Raw genomic sequence first — 20535 nt, 5'->3', positions numbered from 1 at the left:
CTATAATATACGTACACTTTTATGTCTATTCTTTCCTGACTTCGATTTCTTCAACTTCAACTTGTAGCTCACTATCAGCTCGTGGCTTCCACTCGTGGCTTTCAAGATGGGTATGGTAGAGATAGGGAAATCATACGCATATCCTACCTGGAAACTCCCGATCTTGGCTCCTAACAACAGGATCAGCGACTCATTCACACGCCAGGAAAAACCTCCGTTAAACATCTTATTATAAAACAGCCGCGCGGTTATGTCCGCCTGAAAGCTCTGCATATCTGTTTTCAGGAATACAGACGGCTGTAATTCATACAACGGGTTTCGAAACTGAATATTGTATCCGGCTATCAAATTATATGTGCTGGTAAGATACATGGAAGAATAATCGTCCAATGAGATCTCCGTCTTGTTTAAGTGAGTGACGCCTAAACCGGCATAAAGATTCTTGCGATGATAGTAAAGTCCGGCATTCATGTCGAAGCCCATTCCGCTTGCCTGCGTCTGTGGAATCGCCTGGTCTTCCTGTTGATGGAACTGGCTGGTCGGGTAAAAGACCTTTTCTCCGTCAAACGACTGGTTTACCACTCCGAACTGCATTCCGATACTGAGTGTGCCACCAAACAGTTTTTGTTTATAAGCATATTGCAAATTGACATGTGTATTAACAAAAAGCCCGATTCCTTCGGTAAAGACTACCAACCCGACACCATGATTGGTCTTTCCCAGCTTTAGCGGCATATCCGCATTAATGAAGAAGGAAGTCGGCGCCCCGTCGATCCCGACATATTGCAAACGGGATAACGCCAACATATTCAAGTCTCCCGCAACACCCGCATACGCCGGGTTATAGTAACCCAACGCCATAAAATACTGGCTTAACTGCGAGTCGTATTGCGCCCGCGCCCGCGTGAGACCGGTTAGCAAAAGGATAATAAGCAGGAGATATTTGTTCATATATCAAGAAACGGAATAAATCCGAATAAATTGTATAAAAAGCAAACGAGGCGGCGGGACATAGCCCTACCACCTCGTTATTATTTCATGCCTGTACGTTTTTATCGCACATTAATATTCTTCTTCATTGAAGAAAAAGTCTTCTTTACTTGGATAGTCGGGCCAGATATCTTCCATGCATTCATAAATCTCACCTTCGTCTTCCATTTCCTGCAAATTTTCAATCACTTCGAGTGGCGCGCCAGAACGTTGTGCATAGTCAATCAATTCATCCTTGGTTGCAGGCCAGGGTGCGTCTTCTAATTTTGAAGCTAACTCTAATGTCCAATACATAGCTGTCAAGTATTAATAACCACCTCAGGGCGGTCAGGTTCTCAAATTTTCCGCAAAAATAAAACAATATTCTTTAGATGCAAGTATAATCCCAGATAATTTCTTTGCCATTATTCCGTATACATTCCTTACGAGCCAGAACAAACAGATAATCAGACAATCTGTTCATGAAAACCAGAACAGGTTCTTCGACAGGAATTGTCTCGGCCAATCGGTAGATCTGGCGTTCGGCGCGCCTGCAAACGGTACGGCACACATGCGCCAAAGAGGCCGAGCGGCTTCCTCCGGGCAAAACGAAGTTGCGCATCTTGGGCAATTCGTTATCCAAGCGGTCTATTTCCCGCTCGATACGGGTGATTGTTTCCGGCATCACCTTACTCTCTATTTTCAGTTCCGTGTTCTCCTGGTCGGTAGCCAGATAGGAACCGATCGTGAACAGCTTATGCTGGACGAACAGCAGGAAATCCTGATCCGCTTTCTCTTCCAGCGAAGTGATCAACAAGCCGATAAACGAGTTCAGTTCGTCGACCGTGCCATAACTCTCGATACGCTGGTGCGCTTTTGACACCCGCTCGCCACCAACTAAGGAAGTCGTCCCCTTGTCACCGGTTCCTGTGTATATAATGCTCTTTTTCATACTACAATAACTTATCGTTTTATTATATAATCGCACATCTGCTCCAGATGTTGCAAAAAGGAGTGCAATATTCGTCAGATTCCGGGAGTTGTGCAAGGATTCGGATTATTTATTTAGCAAAAAAATAGTCAATGCCATCCTAAACATATATGCCCTATCATCATGCCCGATATCCCATTCGGATTATCATTGATATCCAACCCATTGCAGTTTCCTGCCGGGGGAACGACAGTTTCCTGCTATGGAAACGGTAAAACAGTTGGGAGTCTTAAGTTATGAATTATTCCGGCTCATCATTTTGTTTGCAAGACATTTATTTATAATATCATTGAGAGTAACATCAATCACGTTCAAAGTCGGACAGAACTTCGGCAGTGGTAGCATTTATTTTCTTGTCCAGCACGTAAATCCGGTAAGACAGGCTCAGCTCTTTGCCAGGCTCTAACGTGAATGCCTGCTGTTTGGTCGGAGAGAAATTCCACATGACATCGCCGGCTGGCTTATTGACAGTTTTATCCCATACGCGCAAAGGTTCGGGATAGTTCAGGTTGGAAGGATCGGCGACAATCAAAATACAGGCTTTGCCGCTTCCCGCTTTACCCTGATAGTAGCACCAACGGGCTCTCGAACCATCCGCATCATCGCGTGAAAGGCCTTCCGAAGTAAGCATCTCGGCGGTCTGGTCGTTCCAGTCCTCACGCGTACGGATACATATACCGCCATAACGATAGGCCTCCATTGTAACCGGACTGGAACTGGCAAGACGGAGAGTGGTATGATAGTCGATATAATAGCCGGGCAAGGATGTCGTCCCGATATTGATTTCCAGGCGTTCGTTCATCGCCACCTTTTCTGCGGGAGAATCGGGGTAAACGACATGGTCCAACGTGGCAACAAAACCATTATCGGAGACACGCTCGAAATTACGGAAACGGACCGTCCCCTGTTTTTTGTTGAGATTCCAGAAGTCGATCTCATTTCCTTCGAACGTGGTTTTCGTCCAGGCGTACCACAAACCGAAATGATGGTAATGATCGGCAGGCGAACAATTAGTCATCACTTCGCCTCCCAATGTGTTCAAGGGGTGAATAAAACCGCTGCGTTTATAAACCGAATCGACGCCCGGAGCCGGATAAACCGTAGCATAATTGTAAGAGAACAACAGCTTATCTCCCATCTTATAATCCAAAGCTTTCCCCGTATCGACAACCGAGACGGGAGTTTTGGAAGGCTGGCAAGAGCCAAAGAAAAGAGAAAACAAAAAAATACCAATCGAAAAAACAGCAGTTTTCATAATATGACAATTAAATAATAATCAGTTATCCGGCATGCGGCAAGGCAACGTGAACCAGAACGTGGAGCCTTCACCTTCGACCGACTCCAATCCGATTTCGCCGCCCAGACGGTCTACGAAACCTTTGCATAAAGCGAGCCCGAGTCCCACTCCTTTGGAATGGCTTTCCACAGCCTGCACGAAACGGGCAAATATCTTCTGCTGCATTTCTTTCGGAATGCCTTTGCCTGTATCGGCCACAAAAAAACGAATTTTTTCCGTTCCTTCCCAATCATAACCGATCCGTATTTCACCCTCCGTCGTATGTTTGATAGCATTAGAAAGCAAATTCGATAAAATCTGGACCAGACGATGACGATCCGTATAAATAGAAATATCAGGAGCCGAATCTTTCTGCAAAGTCACTGAAGGCCCGATTTGCAACTTCGCTGTTTCATATAATCCGTTAATGACATCGGGAAGACTGACCTTCGAGTAGGTAAACGTAATCGTCTCCGATTCGATCCGGGAAATATCCAGCACATCATTCAACAAACTGAGAAGCAACTCGTTGTTTTCTTTGATAATATGAATATATTGCTTACTGACTTCCGGATCTTCCTCCTCCACCAGCAGTTGCGAGAAACCGGCTATCGCATTAAGGGGCGTACGGATCTCATGATTCATATTGGCTAAGAAAGCAGACTTCAAATGGTCGGAACGTTCGGCTTTATCCTTCTCTTTAGTAAGTCGCTTCTTCAGCCGGCGGTTTATTTGTAACAGGACAAACAAGAGGATGCAAAACAAGGCAAGTCCCAAAATCATCAGATACAATTCATGTGACCTCAAGGTAAGCTGCTCATTCTCCATCTTGATTTGAAGGGCTTCGTTCTCAGCTTTGAACTTGCTGATTTGTTGAAAATAAGAGTTCTGCTGAATAGAATCCTGCAAATCAAGCGACCGGAGATACAAATCGAACGCACCTTTATAATCCTGCTTATCCCTCAATTCATCCGCACTTTTGCGAAGAGGCTCCAGCCGGCTATCCACAAAATCCTCCATAAGGACATCCTCCGCCCCGCAGGCCGGCAAGCCGAAACCGGGAGAGACCGACACCAGTATGGATATTAACATGTATGATAGTAACCGCTTCATTCCTGACTTTGCTTATTTGTTAATTTAAAGGTTGATCCGGCAACACGAATTCAAAGCGGGTTCCTCCGGATCGATCCGGGAAGACGGTCAAAGTCCCGCCCATCCTGACAATCAGGCCCTGGCTGATCAGCATCTCAAGCTGCATATCTTCCAACCTGCCGGAAGTCTGCACGAGACGGTCAAACAAGTACTGATATTCCTCCTGCTCCATTATCCAGTTATCACCGGATATAGTAAAACAGACTTCATTCTCACGGCTTTCATATTTGATGCGGATGCAACCTCCGCAAGCGTGTGTCCCGGCATAATGAAGCAGATTATACAAAACCCGGTTCAATCGTACCGGATCTGTCGTAAACAGCCTGTCTTCACAAGGAAGTAAACGGATTTTCACTTTATCAGGGACATTGGGCAGGAGACTGCTGCAAACCTCTTCCACCAACCCGTTCAGGCTGATCCTTTCATACTGGAACTGCATCCTGTCGGACTCGATTTTAGAAACATCCAGAATATCGAATATGACACGCTGGGCCCGCTCGTTGCGCGAACAGATTTCAGTTGCGTATTCCTGTTTCTTGCTGTTTTCCGATTCCTCGATCAGTGCATCCGACAAACCGGATATATCCTGCAGGAACACCTGTACTTCATGGCCCATGTTATGCAGAAAACCGGACGTTTTTCGATCGGCCTCGCAGGCTTTTTTTACGGCGACAGCCAGTTCTTGCTTCATCCGGTAAAAGCGGAACAAGTAATAGAACAACAAGAAGACTACTGCACACAAGGCCAATACCAAAACGATCTGGATATGTATAATAAATATCCGTCTCTCGCTTTCCGCTTCTAAGCGATTCATGTCATAGACCGACCGGAGTTGTTTAGATTGTTGGATAAAGCGCACGTTATTCATCGAATCAGCCAGAAAAGCGCTGCGCAGTATCTCATCGGTTGCAGTCCGGTAATCGCCCCTTGCATAATAAATCATAGCCCGTTTTTTGGGATACTCCGAGCTCTCGGCCGGCGACCATTCGAACTCATATTCCCTTCCTTTTTCAAGGGCATCCATCGCCTCTTCATATTTTCCGGCAGCCAGATAATAATCCGACCAGGTATAATAATAAAGATCCCTGTAAACATCATATTTATACCCCTTCATCAAAGCGGCAGCCTCTTCCAGGCTGGCACGAGCGTTTTCAAGATCGTGATGGCATAAATAGCCGGTTGCATAACGGCAAAACTTCCACAGTTGGTAAAAAGAGTAATACTCCGGGATGGATCTCGAACGGGATTCGGCGTAGACGGATAACTTCCGGTAGGCCGAGTCGACATACAGTTTTACGGAATCCATCATTTTCAGATTATAATAAGACTCTGCCGTCATAAAAAGAAACTCTATTCCTTCCGTTGATTCATCGGGATATTTAAGCGCAAGGTCTAATCCCCGCCTGCACCAATCGATCGCTTCCCTGTTTCGTTGGGAGAAATAGCAGGCATACGCTAAAACATAACAGGCGGAAACTTTTCCGCGGTCATCATCCAACGCTTCTGCTTCCTTATACATTTCATGGCCTTTCCAGAGGGATATTTCATATTCTTCACGGTCTGTATACATATTAATAAGCATGCTTCTCACATCGAAAAGCAATGAATATTTTTTATGCTCCCGCAAAAAACGGACAGCCGCTTCAGTTGCCTGACGGGCTCCTTCGAATTCGTTCAGATTAAAATAATGTCTGACTTTATTCCGGTAAACAAAAGATTGATAATCGATATTACCCTGGCGGGTAGCTTCATTCAGCAAAGTATCGAGATAGATAAGTTCGTCCGGGCTATCCATTGCCTTTTTACTCCATTTCCATAACTCGACCAGGCGCACGGTATCGCAAGGCAAAGAATGGATGCTCTTCATCACACTGTCTACCTGCCCCCAAGCCATAGCTGTCGTATAGAACAATAACAACAAGGAGATTAAATATTTAGCAATAACACTCATCACTCCTTAAAGTAATTTTCAACCGCAATTTTACCCTATGTGCAAGTTGCATATTCTAATCAAATAGTTGCCTATCTTAATCAATTTACAAATATAACGAAAGAATTGGGAAAACAACTAAATTACGCGATAAGCCTTTATTTTTAACGCAAATAAAAAACCTGCCGGAAAGCCGCATTCTCATTGGCGAAATATTTCTTTAATCGTTTGCGTGTAATGTGGATTTAGCATACCTTTGCACGATAACAACCATAGATTGGAAGAAATTTCTAAATACAATTAAATAACTTAAATTATTATCTTATGTGGTTACTTAATTCTTCTATCGGGAAGAAGCTGATAATGAGTATATCAGGTATCTTTCTTGTTTTGTTCTTATTGTTCCACTTGTCAATGAATGTGGCGGCTGCTTTCTCTGGAGAAGCCTATAACATGATTTGTTCATTATTGGGAGCAAACTGGTATGCCGTGGCTGCCACTCTGGTTCTGGCTGCAGGCATTGTGATTCACTTTGTGTACGCTCTTATTCTGACACTTCAGAACCGTAAGGCTCGCGGAAACGACCGTTATGCAATTAACGCTCGCCCGAAAGGAGTGGAATGGGCATCTCAGAACATGCTGGTACTGGGGATTATCATTCTCCTGTTCATGGTACTGCACTTCAGCCAGTTCTGGTATAAGATGATGTTCGCCGAATTGTTGGGCCATCACGAAGTTGCATTGGGTGCTGCTACGGTATCTCCACAGGATGGCGCAGCATTTATCAACTACTATTTCCAGGGTAACATTTTGATTACTGTCCTTTACCTGATTTGGTATGCAGCCCTGTGGTTCCACCTGACTCACGGTTTCTGGAGCGCTATCCAGACGATCGGATGGAATAACACGATCTGGATGAACCGTTGGATTTGCATCTCTAAGATTGTAGCAACTGTCATCTGTGTACTGTTTGCTATCATTACCATTGTTTTCTACGTAAACGGTGTAGGAGGCGATTGTGCTGCTGTTTGTGCAGGCCATTAATTTAAGGTGTAACATTATTGAAAATAAATCATTATGACTCAAATAGATTCTAAAATCCCTCAGGGCCCGTTGGCTGAGAAGTGGAAAAATTATAAAGATCATCAGAAATTGGTGAACCCCGCGAACAAACGTCGTCTGGACGTAATTGTAGTTGGTACGGGTCTGGCTGGAGCTTCTGCTGCGGCTTCTCTGGCTGAAATGGGATTCAACGTGCTGAACTTCTGTATTCAGGACTCTCCCCGTCGTGCACACTCTATCGCTGCACAGGGTGGTATCAATGCTGCAAAGAATTATCAGAATGATGGCGACTCTGTTTACCGTCTGTTCTACGATACGATCAAAGGTGGTGACTATCGTGCCCGCGAAGCTAACGTTTATCGTCTGGCAGAAGTTTCCAACAATATCATCGACCAGTGCGTAGCACAAGGTGTACCGTTCGCTCGCGAATACGGCGGTCTGCTGGACAACCGTTCATTCGGTGGCGCTCAGGTATCCCGTACGTTCTATGCCCGCGGCCAGACCGGACAGCAGTTGTTGCTGGGTGCTTACTCTGCTTTGAGCCGCATGATCGGTTTGAACAAGGTTAAGATGTACACCCGCCACGAGATGTTGGATCTGGTTAAAATCGACGGCCGTGCACGTGGTATTATCGCTCGTAACCTGGTAACAGGTAAAATCGAACGTTTCTCGGCTCACGCTGTCGTAGTGGCTACAGGTGGCTATGTAAATACGTTCTTCCTGTCTACAAACGCTATGGCTTCCAACGGTTCTGCTGCATGGCAGTGCTACAAGAAAGGTGCTTATTTTGCTAACCCTTGTATGGTACAGATCCACCCGACTTGTGTTCCTGTACACGGCGATTACCAGTCTAAACTGACTTTGATGTCGGAATCACTGCGTAACGACGGCCGTATCTGGGTACCGAAAAAGCTGGAAGATGCAAAAGCATTGCAGGCTGGAACTAAGAAAGGTAAAGATATTCCTGAAGAAGACCGCGACTACTATCTGGAACGCCGTTATCCGGCATTCGGTAACCTGGTTCCGCGTGACGTGGCTTCACGTGCTGCAAAAGAACGTTGCGATGCCGGTTTCGGTGTTAACAACACAGGTTTGGCTGTATTCCTGGACTTCTCCGACGCTATCAACCGCCTGGGTAAAGAAGTGGTAAAACAGAAATATGGTAACTTGTTCGACATGTACGAAGAAATTACAAACGACGATCCATACGAAACTCCAATGATGATCTATCCGGCTCTTCACTACTCGATGGGTGGTCTTTGGGTAGACTATGAATTGATGACTTCTATCCCAGGTCTGTTCGCCATTGGTGAAGCCAACTTCTCCGACCACGGTGCAAACCGCTTGGGTGCATCTGCTCTGATGCAGGGATTGGCTGACGGTTATTTCGTATTGCCGTACACAATCCAGAACTACCTGTCCGATCAGATCCAGGTTCCGCGTTTCAGCACCGACCTGCCTGAATTTGCAGAATGTGAAAAAGATATCAAGGCTCGTATCCAGAAATTGATGAATATCAAGGGTAAGGAATCAGTCGACTCTATCCATAAGAAATTAGGGCACATCATGTGGGAACACATCGGTATGGCTCGTGACGCCGAAGGCCTGAAAGAAGCAATCGCCATGCTGAAAGACCTGAAGAAAGAATTCTGGACAAATGTACGTATCCCGGGTAATGCAGACGACCTGAACGTGGAACTTGAAAAAGCTCTCCGCCTGGCCGACTTCATCGAAATCGGTACATTGATGGCTCACGACGCATTAGACCGTGCTGAATCTTGTGGTGGTCACTTCCGTACGGAACATCAGACAGAAGAAGGGGAAGCCCTTCGTCACGATGACAAATTCATGTACGTATCTTGCTGGGAATATCAGGGTGAAGACAAGGACCCTGTTATGCTGAAGGAAAATCTGAATTATGAATTCGTAGTACCTCAGACTCGTAACTACAAGAAGTAATAATCATCAATTACAAAAATTAGAATCATGGATAAAGATATAAATATCACACTTAAAGTTTGGCGTCAGAAAGGTCCGAAAGAAAAAGGACAGTTCGAAACTTACCAGTTGAAGAATATCAATCAAGGTACTTCTTTCCTGGAAATGTTGGATATTCTGAACGAACAGTTGATCAACGAAGGTAAAGATCCTGTTGTATTCGACCACGACTGCCGCGAAGGTATCTGCGGTATGTGTTCACTTTATGTAAACGGACATCCGCACGGACCGGCTACAGGTGCAACAACCTGCCAGCTTTATATGCGTCGTTTCCACGACGGTGAAACGATCACGATCGAACCGTGGCGTTCTGCCGGTTTCCCGGTTATCCGCGACTTGATGGTGGACCGTTATGCTTACGATAAGATTATCCAGGCAGGAGGTTTCGTTTCTGTAAACACTGGCGGTGTTCCTGATGCCAACGCAATCGCTATCCCTAAAGCGGATGCCGACCTGGCTATGGATGCAGCTGCTTGTATCGGTTGCGGTGCTTGTGCTGCTGCTTGCAAGAACGGTTCAGCTATGCTGTTCGTCTCTGCAAAGGTCAGCCAACTGGCTCTGTTGCCTCAAGGCAAAATTGAAGCTGCTCGCCGTGCAAAAGCTATGGTAGCCAAAATGGATGAACTGGGCTTCGGTAACTGTACCAACACCCGCGCTTGCGAAATGGAATGCCCGAAAAACATCTCCGTCAGCAACATCGCCCGTCTGAACCGCGAATTCATCGCTGCGAAGTTACAAGACTAATATCAACAAGCAATATCAAGAAAGAGGTTACCCAAGTGGTAGCCTCTTTTTTTTATTCCGTAAACTTTAACTTCTACAAAATGGACATTAAATAATTTGCAATTGAATAACATTTCATTACATTTGGATTATTATTCAATACTTAGTTAATCATACATGAAGAAACAGGCATCATTCCAATGCTACTTTTTCCTACGAACAATAATATTCGTATGTCTCAGTTCATTGTGTATGATTTCCCCTATCGCCCATGGTATTATCTATAGTAATCTACAAACACAAAACGATCATTTTGCACGTTTTATACATTTTACCACACAGGACGGATTATGCAGCAACCAGATATTAGACATTGCCCAAGACAAGTTCGGCAAAATATGGTTTGCCACTCAAAATGGTCTCACCTGCTTTGACGGTTTTCATTATAATATTTACCGGAATAACATTGAACAATCCAACAGTATATCCGACAATACCATTACCGCACTGACTATAGATAGTGACGGAAATCTCTGGGCCGGCACACAAGACGGGTTAAACAAATTTGATTATACAACCCGGACTTTCACCCGGTATTACACGGATAAACAGCAAAAAAACAGCCTGCGCAGCAACCACATCAAAGCATTATATGCCGATAAAGAAGGTTTTCTATGGATTGAAAGCGCAGGTGGGTTTCTCTCCCGGCTGAATTTGAAAACACAAGAATGGAACCACGTTTCGCACACCTCCTTACCCACCGAGGGCAACTATTTCTACCATCATATCTTCGAAGATTCCAACCACAACATCTGGGTAGGCGGACGGCTCACCCACATCGCCCTGATACCGGGAAAAGAGATGAAGGCTATTCGCCATCCGATACAAAATAAGGATGAAGTTTATTTTGATCCGGGATGCTTTGTAGAAACAGCCGGCAAAGAGCTGCTTTGTTCAAATTACGAAGGGGCATTAGGTTGTTATAATCCGGACAGTGGTTTCTTTCACACTATTCTGCAAATTCCGGTCGGGGCAACCTCGGCTGTGCGTGACGATGATGGCAAAATATGGATCGGAGGAGATTTAAGAGGATTGATACGGATAGATTTTGAAAATCAGATTTATCATAATTTCCAAAATAACCCTCAAGACAATAATACGCTATTGTCCAACAATGTCTCCTGCCTTTATAAAGATAGAGATGGCAATATTTGGATCGGTACGGATAAAGGAGTAAGTATGTACGCCCATAAATACAACTCTATTCGCCATTACCGGAAAATACCGGATGCAAATAGCCCTGTATCCGATCATATAACCGCTTTACTACAAGATCATAATGGCTTGATCTGGGTTGGAACCGAAAGTGAAGGTGTAGACACATTCAGCCTGGAAAAGGGACAATTCGGTAACCTCACCTACAATTTGTTGACAAAGGATTTATCTCCTGCTACATTTGAGCGGGAAAAACAAACGCTAAAACAATATTTCCGGCATGGAGTCATTCAGGCTCCCTCCTCTGATAACGAATCCGTTTTTGATAATTACCGGAGTTTCAAAAATACACCGCTTCAGTTTGCCAATCTGAATGAAAACAATATTTCAGCCTTATACGAAGACAAAACCGGTAAGATTTACATCGGCCTCTGGTCACATATCGGCTTCAATATATACGACAAGGCCAACCGGACTTTTAACAGATATGCGCTCTGGAGCAGAAAACCGGATTATTTATATCCTCCTTTAATCGGAAATCCTTTCGGCGCCAATTGGTATACCGGTTTTCTTGAAGACAGCCATTCCCGTTTCTGGTGCGTAACATGGGAATGTTTCGGTTTAAATTTGTTCGACCGGCAGCAAGGAAAATTCCTACCTAAACATTATGCAAGGAACAGCTTTCCACGAGCAAACTGCTGGATTTATAATTCCGGTTTTGATTCCAAAGCAGAACGCCTCTATTTAGCCGGAACACGGTATTACGGATATTACGACTTGAAGAAACAGGACTTTGTCCAAATCGGTGGTACACTTCCTCCAAACTATCCGAACCGGGATATATATGAACATTATTTTCAATACTGCAAAGGCGAACTGATCAATCTGCCTCCCCATTTCCGTGAAATCAATATGCTTTATGACAAAAAAAGGCATATTTGGTTGACCGGACATAATTTCGTCGCCCGTCACACACTTGAAACCCAACAGGTAGAAATATTGCTTCAGTTCGATAAAGAAGTGCGGTTCACAATGTCACCATCCCAGAATACGGAGTCGATTTATTTGGGTAAAAACAATGAACTCTACTTATTAAACGGTAAATATGCCATCCTTAAAGGGAAAATTCCCCACGATATCAAAGTCATGCATTTGGATCGAAAAAACGAGTTATGGATGGGAACGGACAGCGGTTTATTCATTTATAATCCATTATTCGATAAAATCCTTCCATTCTCTTCAAGAGTCGATTCTTTTCCCAAAATCACAGCATTATCCGGTGATTCATCGGGTAATCTGTATATCGGGACTTCTTCAGGCGTAATTTGCCTGAGGAATAAGAAACAAACGGGCTTTTATCCGCTTAATTCCACACAGGAAAACAGCTTGCCCGGCCATCATATTTATCATATCAATTGCGAACAACCCGGATTTCTATGGATCAGTACAAATGAAGGGTTGGCCCGCCTCCATTTGGGGACGAAAGAAAAGACAGTTTTCACACACGACGAAATGAACCCGAACAGCATACCCAGCAGCCTTGTAGTCTATACATTTTTCGGCCCCGACGGGAATCTTTGGGTTTCAACAAGTGCAGGGATGGCGATCTGCAACATGAATAACCAAGCATTTACAGACATGAGCGTTCCTGACAGCAGTAGCCTTTCCTCGCGTCTGGCGAGCTGTATTATAGAAGATAAAAGAGGAAACATTTGGTTAGGCACAACAGAAAAAGGGATCAATGTCCTGAATATCCGAACCGATAAAATAAAACACTATCCTTTCCACCCTTGGGATACAACAGGTATTCCCAACAACACGATCAATTGTTTGTTCGAAGATAGTCGGGGACATATCTGGGTTGGAACCGAAAAAGGGCTATGCCAGTATAACTCTCCGGAAGATAATTTCACAAGGATTAAAGGACTTTCCGACTATATAATCAAAAGTATACAGGAAGACAGCCGGCAGTACTTATGGGTTGCAACCGGCAACGGCTTATTCTGCCTGACCGCCGACGGAGAGATATTCCGCAGGTTCGGCAAACAGCACGGATTCCAGGACGACGAATTTACTTCTGCAAGTTGCCGGTTACGCAACGGCTCCCTTCTGTTCGGAGGAATGCATGGTTTCAATTTGTTCGACCCGTCTGACTTCACAGAGCAGGTGATGCCATCGCCCATCCTGTTCTCTAACTTCAAAGTAAAAGATAAAGTATGCCAAACCGACATTGCTCCTGCAGGAAAAATCGACCTCCGTTATAAAGAGAACTCTTTCTCCATTGACTTCTGTGCTCTTGATTTTGTGGATGGACCACATCTGAAATACCGTTATCGGCTCTCCGGTTTCGATAAAAATGCAATCCAGACTATTCCTCCTTTTTTAAACGCAAAGTACACGAATATTCCTCCCGGTGACTATACGTTTGAAGTAGAAGTCTGCAACCGGTTTGGAGAATGGAAAAACAGACAAACCTTTTGCTTTATCCATATCTCAACACCTTGGTATCGACAATTCTGGTTCATCTGTCTGCTGATTGCCTTTTTGGGAACAAGCATTTATATGCTTATCCGGTATCGGGAAAGGAAATTACGTTTAAACGGAATACGTCTTGAAAAGCTTATAGCCAAACGGACACAAGCCTTATCGGAAGCGATAGACAGTAAAAACAAGTTTTTCAGTATCATTTCACATGATCTGAAAAATCCGATACAATCCTTACAGCTTGTTGCACATAACTTATACCAGCGTTTCGACCAGATGCAGGATGTGGAAAAGCGTACTATACTCCGTATTATAGACGAAACATCCGGACAAACAAAAATGCTTTTGGATAATCTGTTGTTGTGGGAACTTTCCCAACAGGAAATTCTTCTTCCCAACTATAAAAAAACAGAATTATCGAAGGTAACAGATACCGTCATGCAGACCTGTCTTTTAACTGCAAATAAGAAAAATATACGGCTTATCAATCGGATTCCTCCCGGAATATGGGTATTGACGGATTCCAATATGCTCGAAACGATCCTTCGCAATTTAACCGGCAATGCCATCAAATACTCTTATCCGGATAGCCAAATAGAGATAAACAGCCAACAAGATAACAACAAATCTCTGGAATAACCTCGAAAAACAGGAGAAATGACGTTAAATGACTTAATATCAGAGTCGTTACGGTGTCAAATGATGACAAGCCGAAAAATCGGAAAACGCAAAGAAAAGCGGATTTAAGAAGAAGAATGGTTTGCAAATCATTACCCGTGAAAGAGTAAGATTTAACATATGAGAGATGCTATTGCACCGTTTGTCACCGATTTGCGTATCAAGGTCTAACTCGTTGATATTTAACTTTGCAAACAAAAAACGAGTATGGCAAGAAGTACATTCAAAGTGCTGTTCTACGTGAACGGCAGCAAGGAGAAAGACGGTATTGTCCCCATCATGGGACGAGTGACAATCAACGGTACTGTGGCGCAGTTCAGTTGCAAGCAGACCATCCCGAAAATCCTCTGGGATGCGAAAGGCAACCGAGCCAAAGGCAAGAGTGCCGAAGCACGGAACATCAATCAGGCTTTGGATAACATCAAGGCGCAAATCATCAAGCACTATCAGCGCATATCCGACCGAGAGGCATACGTAACGGCTGAAATGGTGCGCAATGCCTACCAAGGGGTAGGAAGCGAGTATGAGACACTGATAAAGGCTTTTGACAAGGATTGCGCCAGCTTCCTGAAACGTGTCGGCAAAGACCGCAGCATCGGCACATACAAGGTCATGGTAAGGGCAAGAAATTATGTCGCAGCCTTTATCAAGTCGTTCTACAGGCGGACGGATATGTCCATGCTGGAACTTACACCCGACTTCATCAAGGAGTTTGCGGCTTATCTTACGGCTGAACGGGGACTGAAAAACGCCACCATCTGGCTGAACTGCATGTGGCTGAAAGGCGTGGTCATGCGTGCGCACTATAACGGACTGATACCGAGAAATCCGTTTGCGCAGTTCCATATCAGCCCGAATGTTAAGGAACGGGAGTATCTGACAGAGGACGAAATCAAAAGAATCATGGCGCACGAGTTTAACAACCCCACCCTCGCATTGGTGCGAGACCTATTCATTTTCGCCTGCTTCACCGCCTTGTCTTTCGTGGATATGAAAGAACTCACAACGGACGAAATAGTGGAGGTAAACGGTGAGAAATGGATATTGTCGAAACGGCACAAGACAAATGTCCCGTTCCAAGTGAAGCTGCTTGATATTCCCTTGCAGATAATCGAACGGTACAAGTATCTGTCGGAAGACAAGCTGGTTTTCGGGAAAATCAACTATTGGACGATGTGCAAACAACTGAAAAAGGTAATGGCGGAATGCGGAATAGAGAAGCAAATCTCCTACCATTGCGCACGTCATACGTTTGGAACACTGGCTCTTAGCAAGGGGATGCCCATTGAAAGCGTGAGCCGTGTTCTGGGACACACGAACATTGTCACGACTCAAATCTATGCAAGTGCGCCCAGAATGGTCGCTTAATAAATACTTCTTTAGCAAGAAGTTAGGATTGGGTTCGATATAATCCTATCGTCAATCAGTTTATCCAAAGGGGAAACCTGGTGGGGAGTGTAGCATACTGATTAAAGCCCTAAGTCTACTAATAGTCAAGTAGCGACTGAGGGGCAAGACGAAAAGACATACATAAGGATGAAGCCTTGATTGGTTGAACGATAGTTCTGTGGTACCAAATCTTGCAACAACGGAAGACTATTATACATACGTTGTTTCATAGTACTCTGCCTATTTTGTGCGTTAGTGCAGAGCATAAAGAACCGACTATGACACAGCCGCAATAAGCGGACAAGAACGAAAGTCGCATCCGACAGTATGACGTGCTAATAGTTATTAAGAGAACTAACTGGGGATTACCTAAGTCGGAACGCTGGAATAAACAGCTATAAAGAAAGCTTTTGAATATCCGATATGGTAACGGAACTTCCGTAGTAGTCCGAGCAAGGGAAAGCCTTGTACATGGCGAAGGGAAGTAGTCTGTAATTTTAATACAAACAACGGAAAACGTGAGAGACGTATGAGAAATCCAGAGCAAGTATTAAACATTTTAGCTGGACACAGCAACGAGCCTGAGTATAAATACGAAAGGCTCTACCGTATTCTATTCAATGAACAGATGTTCTTTGTCGCCTACCAACGTATGTATGCAAAGCCGGGAAACATGACACCCGGCACAGATGGCAAAACAGAGGATGAAATGAGCATCGATAGGATAAACAAACTCATAAAGAGTATAAAGGATGAGACTTATAGCCCCAATCCTGCAAAGAGAATTTACATTCCGAAAAAGAATGGGAAAATGCGTCCGTTAGGAATACTGTCTTTTGAAGACAAATTGGTTCAAGAGGTAGTAAGAATGGTGCTTGAAGCCATATATGAGGGACACTTTGAGTGGACATCGCACGGTTTCAGACCAAACCGAAGCTGTCACACAGCACTGAAAAGTCTACAAAACAATTTCAACGGTGCAAAATGGTTCATTGAGGGAGATATAAAAGGCTTCTTTGACAACATAGACCATGATGTGCTGATAGAAATAATGAAAGGTAGAATAGCAGATGACAGATTTCTTCGTCTGATACGGAAATTCCTCAATGCAGGGTACATGGAAGAGTGGCAATTCAACAAGACTTATTCAGGGACACCGCAAGGTGGTATTATAAGTCCTATTTTGGCAAATATATACCTTGACAAGTTCGATAAATACATGGAAGAATATGCCAACAAATTCAATAAAGGGACAATCAGAAGTCGTAACAAGGACATTTGCAAACTCAACAACAGAGTACACTACCTAAAGCGTAGGATAAACGAAGTGAAGGATGCAAACGAAAGAACAAAAATGGTAGAAGAACTGCACGAAAAGCAGAAGCGGATACTAACAATGCCAAGTGGCAACGATATGGATAGAAATTTTCGCAGACTGAGATATGTGCGCTACGCCGATGATTTTCTAATCGGGGTTATCGGAACGAAAAATGAATGTGAGACAATCAAAGCTGACATCACTAGGTTTATGCAGGAAAAGTTAAGGCTGGAGATGTCACAGGAAAAAACTTTGATTACAAATGCACAAGACAGCGCAAAATTTTTGGGTTACGAAATATATGTCCGTAAAGACTATGCCACAAAGAGAAACAGTAACGGAACAGTGCGCAGATACTTCAACGGGAATGTGATATTGCACGTTTCAAGAGAAGTAATCAAGAATAAACTGCTCAGCCTCGAAGCCATGAAAGTTGTCACCAAACACGGCAAGGAAACATGGGTGTCAAAAGGCAGGACTTATATGATTGACAATGAAGCGCACGAGATTGTATCTCAGTTTAATACCGAAATACGAGGGTTCTATAACTATTACTCAATAGCAAACAATGCATCGGCTTTGGGACGCTCTTTCGGCTGTATTATGAAGTTCTCCATGTACAAAACTCTTGCTCAAAAGCTGAATATGTCAGTGAGAAAAGTCATTGAAACATACCGCAAGGACAATCTCTTTGTCGTGCCTTTTGTAAACAAGGGAGGAGAAACCAAGTACAGGGTATTCTACAATGAGGGTTACGCCCGTAAAACGGATTGTGAAACAGCCCCAAGTGACAATCTGCCGTATATGTTCAAAACGCCATCGTTGAGTTTGATAGAAAGGCTTACAACAAAAACGTGCGAACTATGTGGCAAGCACGGAGAAGTGGTAATGCATCATGTCCGCACTCTCAAAGAGTTAAAAGGTAAAAATGACTGGGAACGCAAAATGCTCCATATGCACAGAAAGACTTTGGTCGTATGCGCGGAGTGTAACGCAAAAATCCAGAGCTGTGATAAGTAAAAATGATGTTACAGATGGAGAGCCGTATACATGGAGACGTGTAAGTACGGTTCGGGGGCAGGTAAACGAAAACCTACCGCTGTAAAGCGGAAAGGCGTTGTTTGCCGAGCCTACAGATAACCACACAGAAACTTGACAATGACCTGACGATGTTCGGCAACAAACTGAACGCATCGTTCGGAAATGTAACCCCATAACCAAGCATAGCCATGAAACGAAGCATCATCACAACGGACGGTAACGGCAACATCACCATGCCGACCGACATTAGCGCAACCGCCATGAGCGAATGGGAACTTTGTGACCTGCTCGGAGTAACCGTCCCGACATTCCGTGCAGGGATAAAGGCTCTTTGTAAGAACGGAGTTTTAAGGGAATACGGGACAAGGCGAAACATACGGGTATCCGATAATTGCTGTATGGAGGTTTACAACCTTGAAGCGATAGTTGCCCTCGCTTTCCATATCGGCACATTCGGAGCCGAAAGGGTACGCAATGCCGTTCTTGAAAGACTGTACCTGCGAAAAGAGAAAACAAGCATCTTCTTCTCGCTGAATACCAACAGTATATCCAAATCCGAATACTTCTCGTAGCTGAATGCCTGACATTATTCACTCGGTAAGTCAGTAATTCATTAAGTCAGTACGACAGCACGACAGACGCTCTGGTTTTTTCTCCCGAAAAGCGTAATCCGACATTCGCTTTTCGGGAGTTTTTCCGTTTGTTCAATCCGTTTCCTGCCCCAAGCCATTAAAAGTTTTTGTTTCGGGGGCTATTTGTCACCATTCTGCTGTGTTTTGCATAACAGCCTATCCGATAATTGATTATATTTTTGCAGCTGGTAATTTTCAAACTTAAAACCATTTGATTATGTCAGCTATCGAACAACAGGACAGCCACAGACCGCCATCGGATGGCGGCATGGCAAAGGAAGAATTTATCCGTGTCGGGACAACGCTCTACAAGATTGTGGAGCAACCGAGACTGAACGGAGGGTATGTGAAGAAACGCATCGCATGGAACAACGAGACCCTGCGACAGGATTACGGCAAGGATTACATCGGCTGCGTTCCCAAGTATGACGGCTTCTGCACAGTACCCGAACACATCGGCTACCGTTCCGTGGTCGGCAAGTTCCTTAACCTCTACGAACCGATAGACCACCGACCGCAGGAGGGCGATTTATCGCATATCCAATCTTTGGTACGGCACATCTTCGGGGAACAGTACGAGTTGGGGATGGACTATCTGCAACTGCTCTACCTGCAACCGATTCAGAAGTTGCCTATCCTGCTGTTGGTGTCGGAAGAACGCAACACGGGCAAAAGCACCTTCCTGAACTTTCTGAAAGCCCTTTTTCAGAACAATGCGACTTTCAACACCAACGAGGATTTCCGCAGCCAGTTCAATTCCGACTGGGCTGGCAAGTTGCTTATCGTGGTGGATGAGGTGCTGCTCAACCGCAGGGAGGACAGCGAGCGGTTGAAGAACCTCAGCACCACACTTTCCTATAAGGTGGAAGCCAAAGGCAAAGACCGTGACGAGATTGCGTTCTTCGCCAAATTCGTGCTGTGCTCCAACAACGAGTATCTGCCTGTAATCATAGACGCGGGGGAAACACGCTATTGGGTGCGCAAGATAGACCGCTTGCAGTCGGATGACACCGACTTCCTGCAAAAGCTGAAAGCGGAGATACCCGCCTTTCTCCATTTCCTGCAACACAGAAAACTGTCCACCGAAAAGGAAAGCCGGATGTGGTTCAACCCCACATTGCTGCATACAGAAGCCTTGCAGAAGATTATCCGCAGCAACCGCAACCGGTTGGAGATAGAGATGCACGAACTTGTCCTTGACATCATGGACAGTGTCGGCACGGATACATTCTCTTTCTGTTACAGCGACATTCTTCTTTTGCTGGTACACTCACAGGTAAAGGTGGAGAAACACCAAGTCCGAAAAGTGTTGCAGGAATGTTGGAAACTTACCCCTGCGCCAAACGGACTGACTTATACTACCTACCAATTCAACTGCAATCGGGAGTGTCGGTATGAACCGATAAGGAGAGTGGGACGCTTCTACACCGTCACAAGGGAGCAACTTGAATCCTTGTAATATTATCATTTTTCTGTTGAATTGTTGAATATGGGTATAAATACACTGACAATAAACGATATACATTCTCAACAAAATCTCAACAAGCCAAAAGAGAAGTTGAGAGACCACCGACACCCGTTTGTTAATTTCTCTTTTGGTGAGCGGTTTGTTGAGAAGATGTTGAGAGGTTACGAGGCTGTATATAAACATATTACATTGACAATTCATCAAATCAA

General features: G+C 44.4%; 14 protein-coding genes and 1 pseudogene. 9 read left to right on the top strand and 6 right to left on the bottom strand.

Annotated elements, in window-relative coordinates:
* The 6 genes from ACPYIV_RS16685 to ACPYIV_RS16660 all read right to left on the bottom strand — a co-directional run bounded on the left by ACPYIV_RS16685 (position 1) and on the right by ACPYIV_RS16660 (position 6339).
* Complete coding sequence (locus ACPYIV_RS16685) at positions 1-951, bottom strand: PorP/SprF family type IX secretion system membrane protein (RefSeq protein ID WP_293733044.1); 951 nt, start codon at positions 949-951, stop codon at positions 1-3.
* Between the two features lie 111 nt (positions 952-1062).
* A complete protein-coding gene (locus ACPYIV_RS16680) occupies positions 1063-1284 on the bottom strand; it encodes a DUF2795 domain-containing protein (protein WP_005633363.1) in 222 nt (73 codons plus the stop codon).
* Between the two features lie 73 nt (positions 1285-1357).
* A complete protein-coding gene (locus ACPYIV_RS16675; RefSeq protein ID WP_293733043.1) occupies positions 1358-1921 on the bottom strand; it encodes a cob(I)yrinic acid a,c-diamide adenosyltransferase in 564 nt (187 codons plus the stop codon).
* 340 nt (positions 1922-2261) lie between these two features.
* Positions 2262-3215 carry a PmoA family protein gene (locus ACPYIV_RS16670; protein WP_293734923.1) on the bottom strand — a complete coding sequence of 318 codons (954 nt, stop codon included), beginning with the start codon at positions 3213-3215 and terminating at the stop codon, positions 2262-2264.
* 21 nt (positions 3216-3236) lie between these two features.
* Entirely contained in the window at positions 3237-4349 is a 1113-nt protein-coding gene (locus tag ACPYIV_RS16665) for a sensor histidine kinase (protein ID WP_299364246.1), read from the bottom strand.
* Positions 4350-4368: 19 nt separating this feature from the next.
* Positions 4369-6339 carry a tetratricopeptide repeat-containing sensor histidine kinase gene (locus ACPYIV_RS16660; RefSeq protein ID WP_299364249.1) on the bottom strand — a complete coding sequence of 657 codons (1971 nt, stop codon included), beginning with the start codon at positions 6337-6339 and terminating at the stop codon, positions 4369-4371.
* 303 nt (positions 6340-6642) lie between these two features.
* Here ACPYIV_RS16660 and ACPYIV_RS16655 point away from each other — a divergent pair, with 303 nt between their 5' ends.
* The 9 genes and pseudogenes from ACPYIV_RS16655 (at position 6643) to ACPYIV_RS16615 (ending at position 20317) form a co-directional block, all read left to right on the top strand.
* Positions 6643-7362, top strand: coding sequence for a succinate dehydrogenase/fumarate reductase cytochrome b subunit (locus ACPYIV_RS16655; protein WP_293733503.1), 720 nt, complete (start codon positions 6643-6645; stop codon positions 7360-7362).
* A gap of 33 nt (positions 7363-7395) precedes the next feature.
* Entirely contained in the window at positions 7396-9339 is a 1944-nt protein-coding gene (locus tag ACPYIV_RS16650; RefSeq protein WP_293733502.1) for a fumarate reductase/succinate dehydrogenase flavoprotein subunit, read from the top strand.
* A 27-nt stretch (positions 9340-9366) separates the two neighbouring features.
* Positions 9367-10122 carry a succinate dehydrogenase/fumarate reductase iron-sulfur subunit gene (locus ACPYIV_RS16645; RefSeq protein WP_293733501.1) on the top strand — a complete coding sequence of 252 codons (756 nt, stop codon included), beginning with the start codon at positions 9367-9369 and terminating at the stop codon, positions 10120-10122.
* 231 nt (positions 10123-10353) lie between these two features.
* Positions 10354-14439 carry a sensor histidine kinase gene (locus tag ACPYIV_RS16640; RefSeq protein ID WP_425884109.1) on the top strand — a complete coding sequence of 1362 codons (4086 nt, stop codon included), beginning with the start codon at positions 10354-10356 and terminating at the stop codon, positions 14437-14439.
* 246 nt (positions 14440-14685) lie between these two features.
* Positions 14686-15846 carry a site-specific integrase gene (locus tag ACPYIV_RS16635; protein WP_425884107.1) on the top strand — a complete coding sequence of 387 codons (1161 nt, stop codon included), beginning with the start codon at positions 14686-14688 and terminating at the stop codon, positions 15844-15846.
* Between the two features lie 550 nt (positions 15847-16396).
* Positions 16397-18205, top strand: a complete 1809-nt coding sequence (locus ACPYIV_RS16630) for a reverse transcriptase domain-containing protein (protein ID WP_425883772.1) — start codon at positions 16397-16399, stop codon at positions 18203-18205.
* A gap of 113 nt (positions 18206-18318) precedes the next feature.
* Positions 18319-18402: pseudogene (locus ACPYIV_RS16625) on the top strand (tyrosine recombinase); the annotation flags it as partial.
* A 12-nt stretch (positions 18403-18414) separates the two neighbouring features.
* On the top strand, positions 18415-18798 hold the full coding sequence (locus ACPYIV_RS16620) for a hypothetical protein (RefSeq protein WP_258984079.1): 384 nt from the start codon (positions 18415-18417) through the stop codon (positions 18796-18798).
* Between the two features lie 277 nt (positions 18799-19075).
* Positions 19076-20317: a primase-helicase family protein gene (locus ACPYIV_RS16615; RefSeq protein ID WP_258984076.1), complete on the top strand. Its 1242-nt coding sequence runs from the start codon at positions 19076-19078 to the stop codon at positions 20315-20317.
* The last annotated feature ends 218 nt before the right edge of the window (positions 20318-20535 follow it).

The organism is Parabacteroides vesiculifaciens, assembly GCF_049860805.1.
Classification (GTDB): domain Bacteria; phylum Bacteroidota; class Bacteroidia; order Bacteroidales; family Tannerellaceae; genus Parabacteroides.
The sequence above is the reverse complement of the archived record's forward strand: the minus strand, read 5'-3'. Positions and strand labels throughout refer to the sequence as shown.

Bases quoted from the DNA above. Each gene is read 5' to 3' on its own strand.
- ACPYIV_RS16675 (WP_293733043.1), bottom strand. From the start codon at position 1,921: ATGAAAAAGAGCATTATATACACAGGAACCGGTGACAAGGGGACGACT.
- ACPYIV_RS16645 (WP_293733501.1), top strand. From the start codon at position 9,367: ATGGATAAAGATATAAATATCACACTTAAAGTTTGGCGTCAGAAAGGT.
- ACPYIV_RS16615 (WP_258984076.1), top strand. From the start codon at position 19,076: ATGTCAGCTATCGAACAACAGGACAGCCACAGACCGCCATCGGATGGC.
- ACPYIV_RS16620 (WP_258984079.1), top strand. From the start codon at position 18,415: ATGAAACGAAGCATCATCACAACGGACGGTAACGGCAACATCACCATG.
- ACPYIV_RS16685 (WP_293733044.1), bottom strand. From the start codon at position 951: ATGAACAAATATCTCCTGCTTATTATCCTTTTGCTAACCGGTCTCACG.
- ACPYIV_RS16680 (WP_005633363.1), bottom strand. From the start codon at position 1,284: ATGTATTGGACATTAGAGTTAGCTTCAAAATTAGAAGACGCACCCTGG.
- ACPYIV_RS16670 (WP_293734923.1), bottom strand. From the start codon at position 3,215: ATGAAAACTGCTGTTTTTTCGATTGGTATTTTTTTGTTTTCTCTTTTC.
- ACPYIV_RS16630 (WP_425883772.1), top strand. From the start codon at position 16,397: ATGAGAAATCCAGAGCAAGTATTAAACATTTTAGCTGGACACAGCAAC.
- ACPYIV_RS16640 (WP_425884109.1), top strand. From the start codon at position 10,354: ATGATTTCCCCTATCGCCCATGGTATTATCTATAGTAATCTACAAACA.
- ACPYIV_RS16660 (WP_299364249.1), bottom strand. From the start codon at position 6,339: ATGAGTGTTATTGCTAAATATTTAATCTCCTTGTTGTTATTGTTCTAT.
- ACPYIV_RS16665 (WP_299364246.1), bottom strand. From the start codon at position 4,349: ATGAAGCGGTTACTATCATACATGTTAATATCCATACTGGTGTCGGTC.
- ACPYIV_RS16650 (WP_293733502.1), top strand. From the start codon at position 7,396: ATGACTCAAATAGATTCTAAAATCCCTCAGGGCCCGTTGGCTGAGAAG.
- ACPYIV_RS16655 (WP_293733503.1), top strand. From the start codon at position 6,643: ATGTGGTTACTTAATTCTTCTATCGGGAAGAAGCTGATAATGAGTATA.
- ACPYIV_RS16635 (WP_425884107.1), top strand. From the start codon at position 14,686: ATGGCAAGAAGTACATTCAAAGTGCTGTTCTACGTGAACGGCAGCAAG.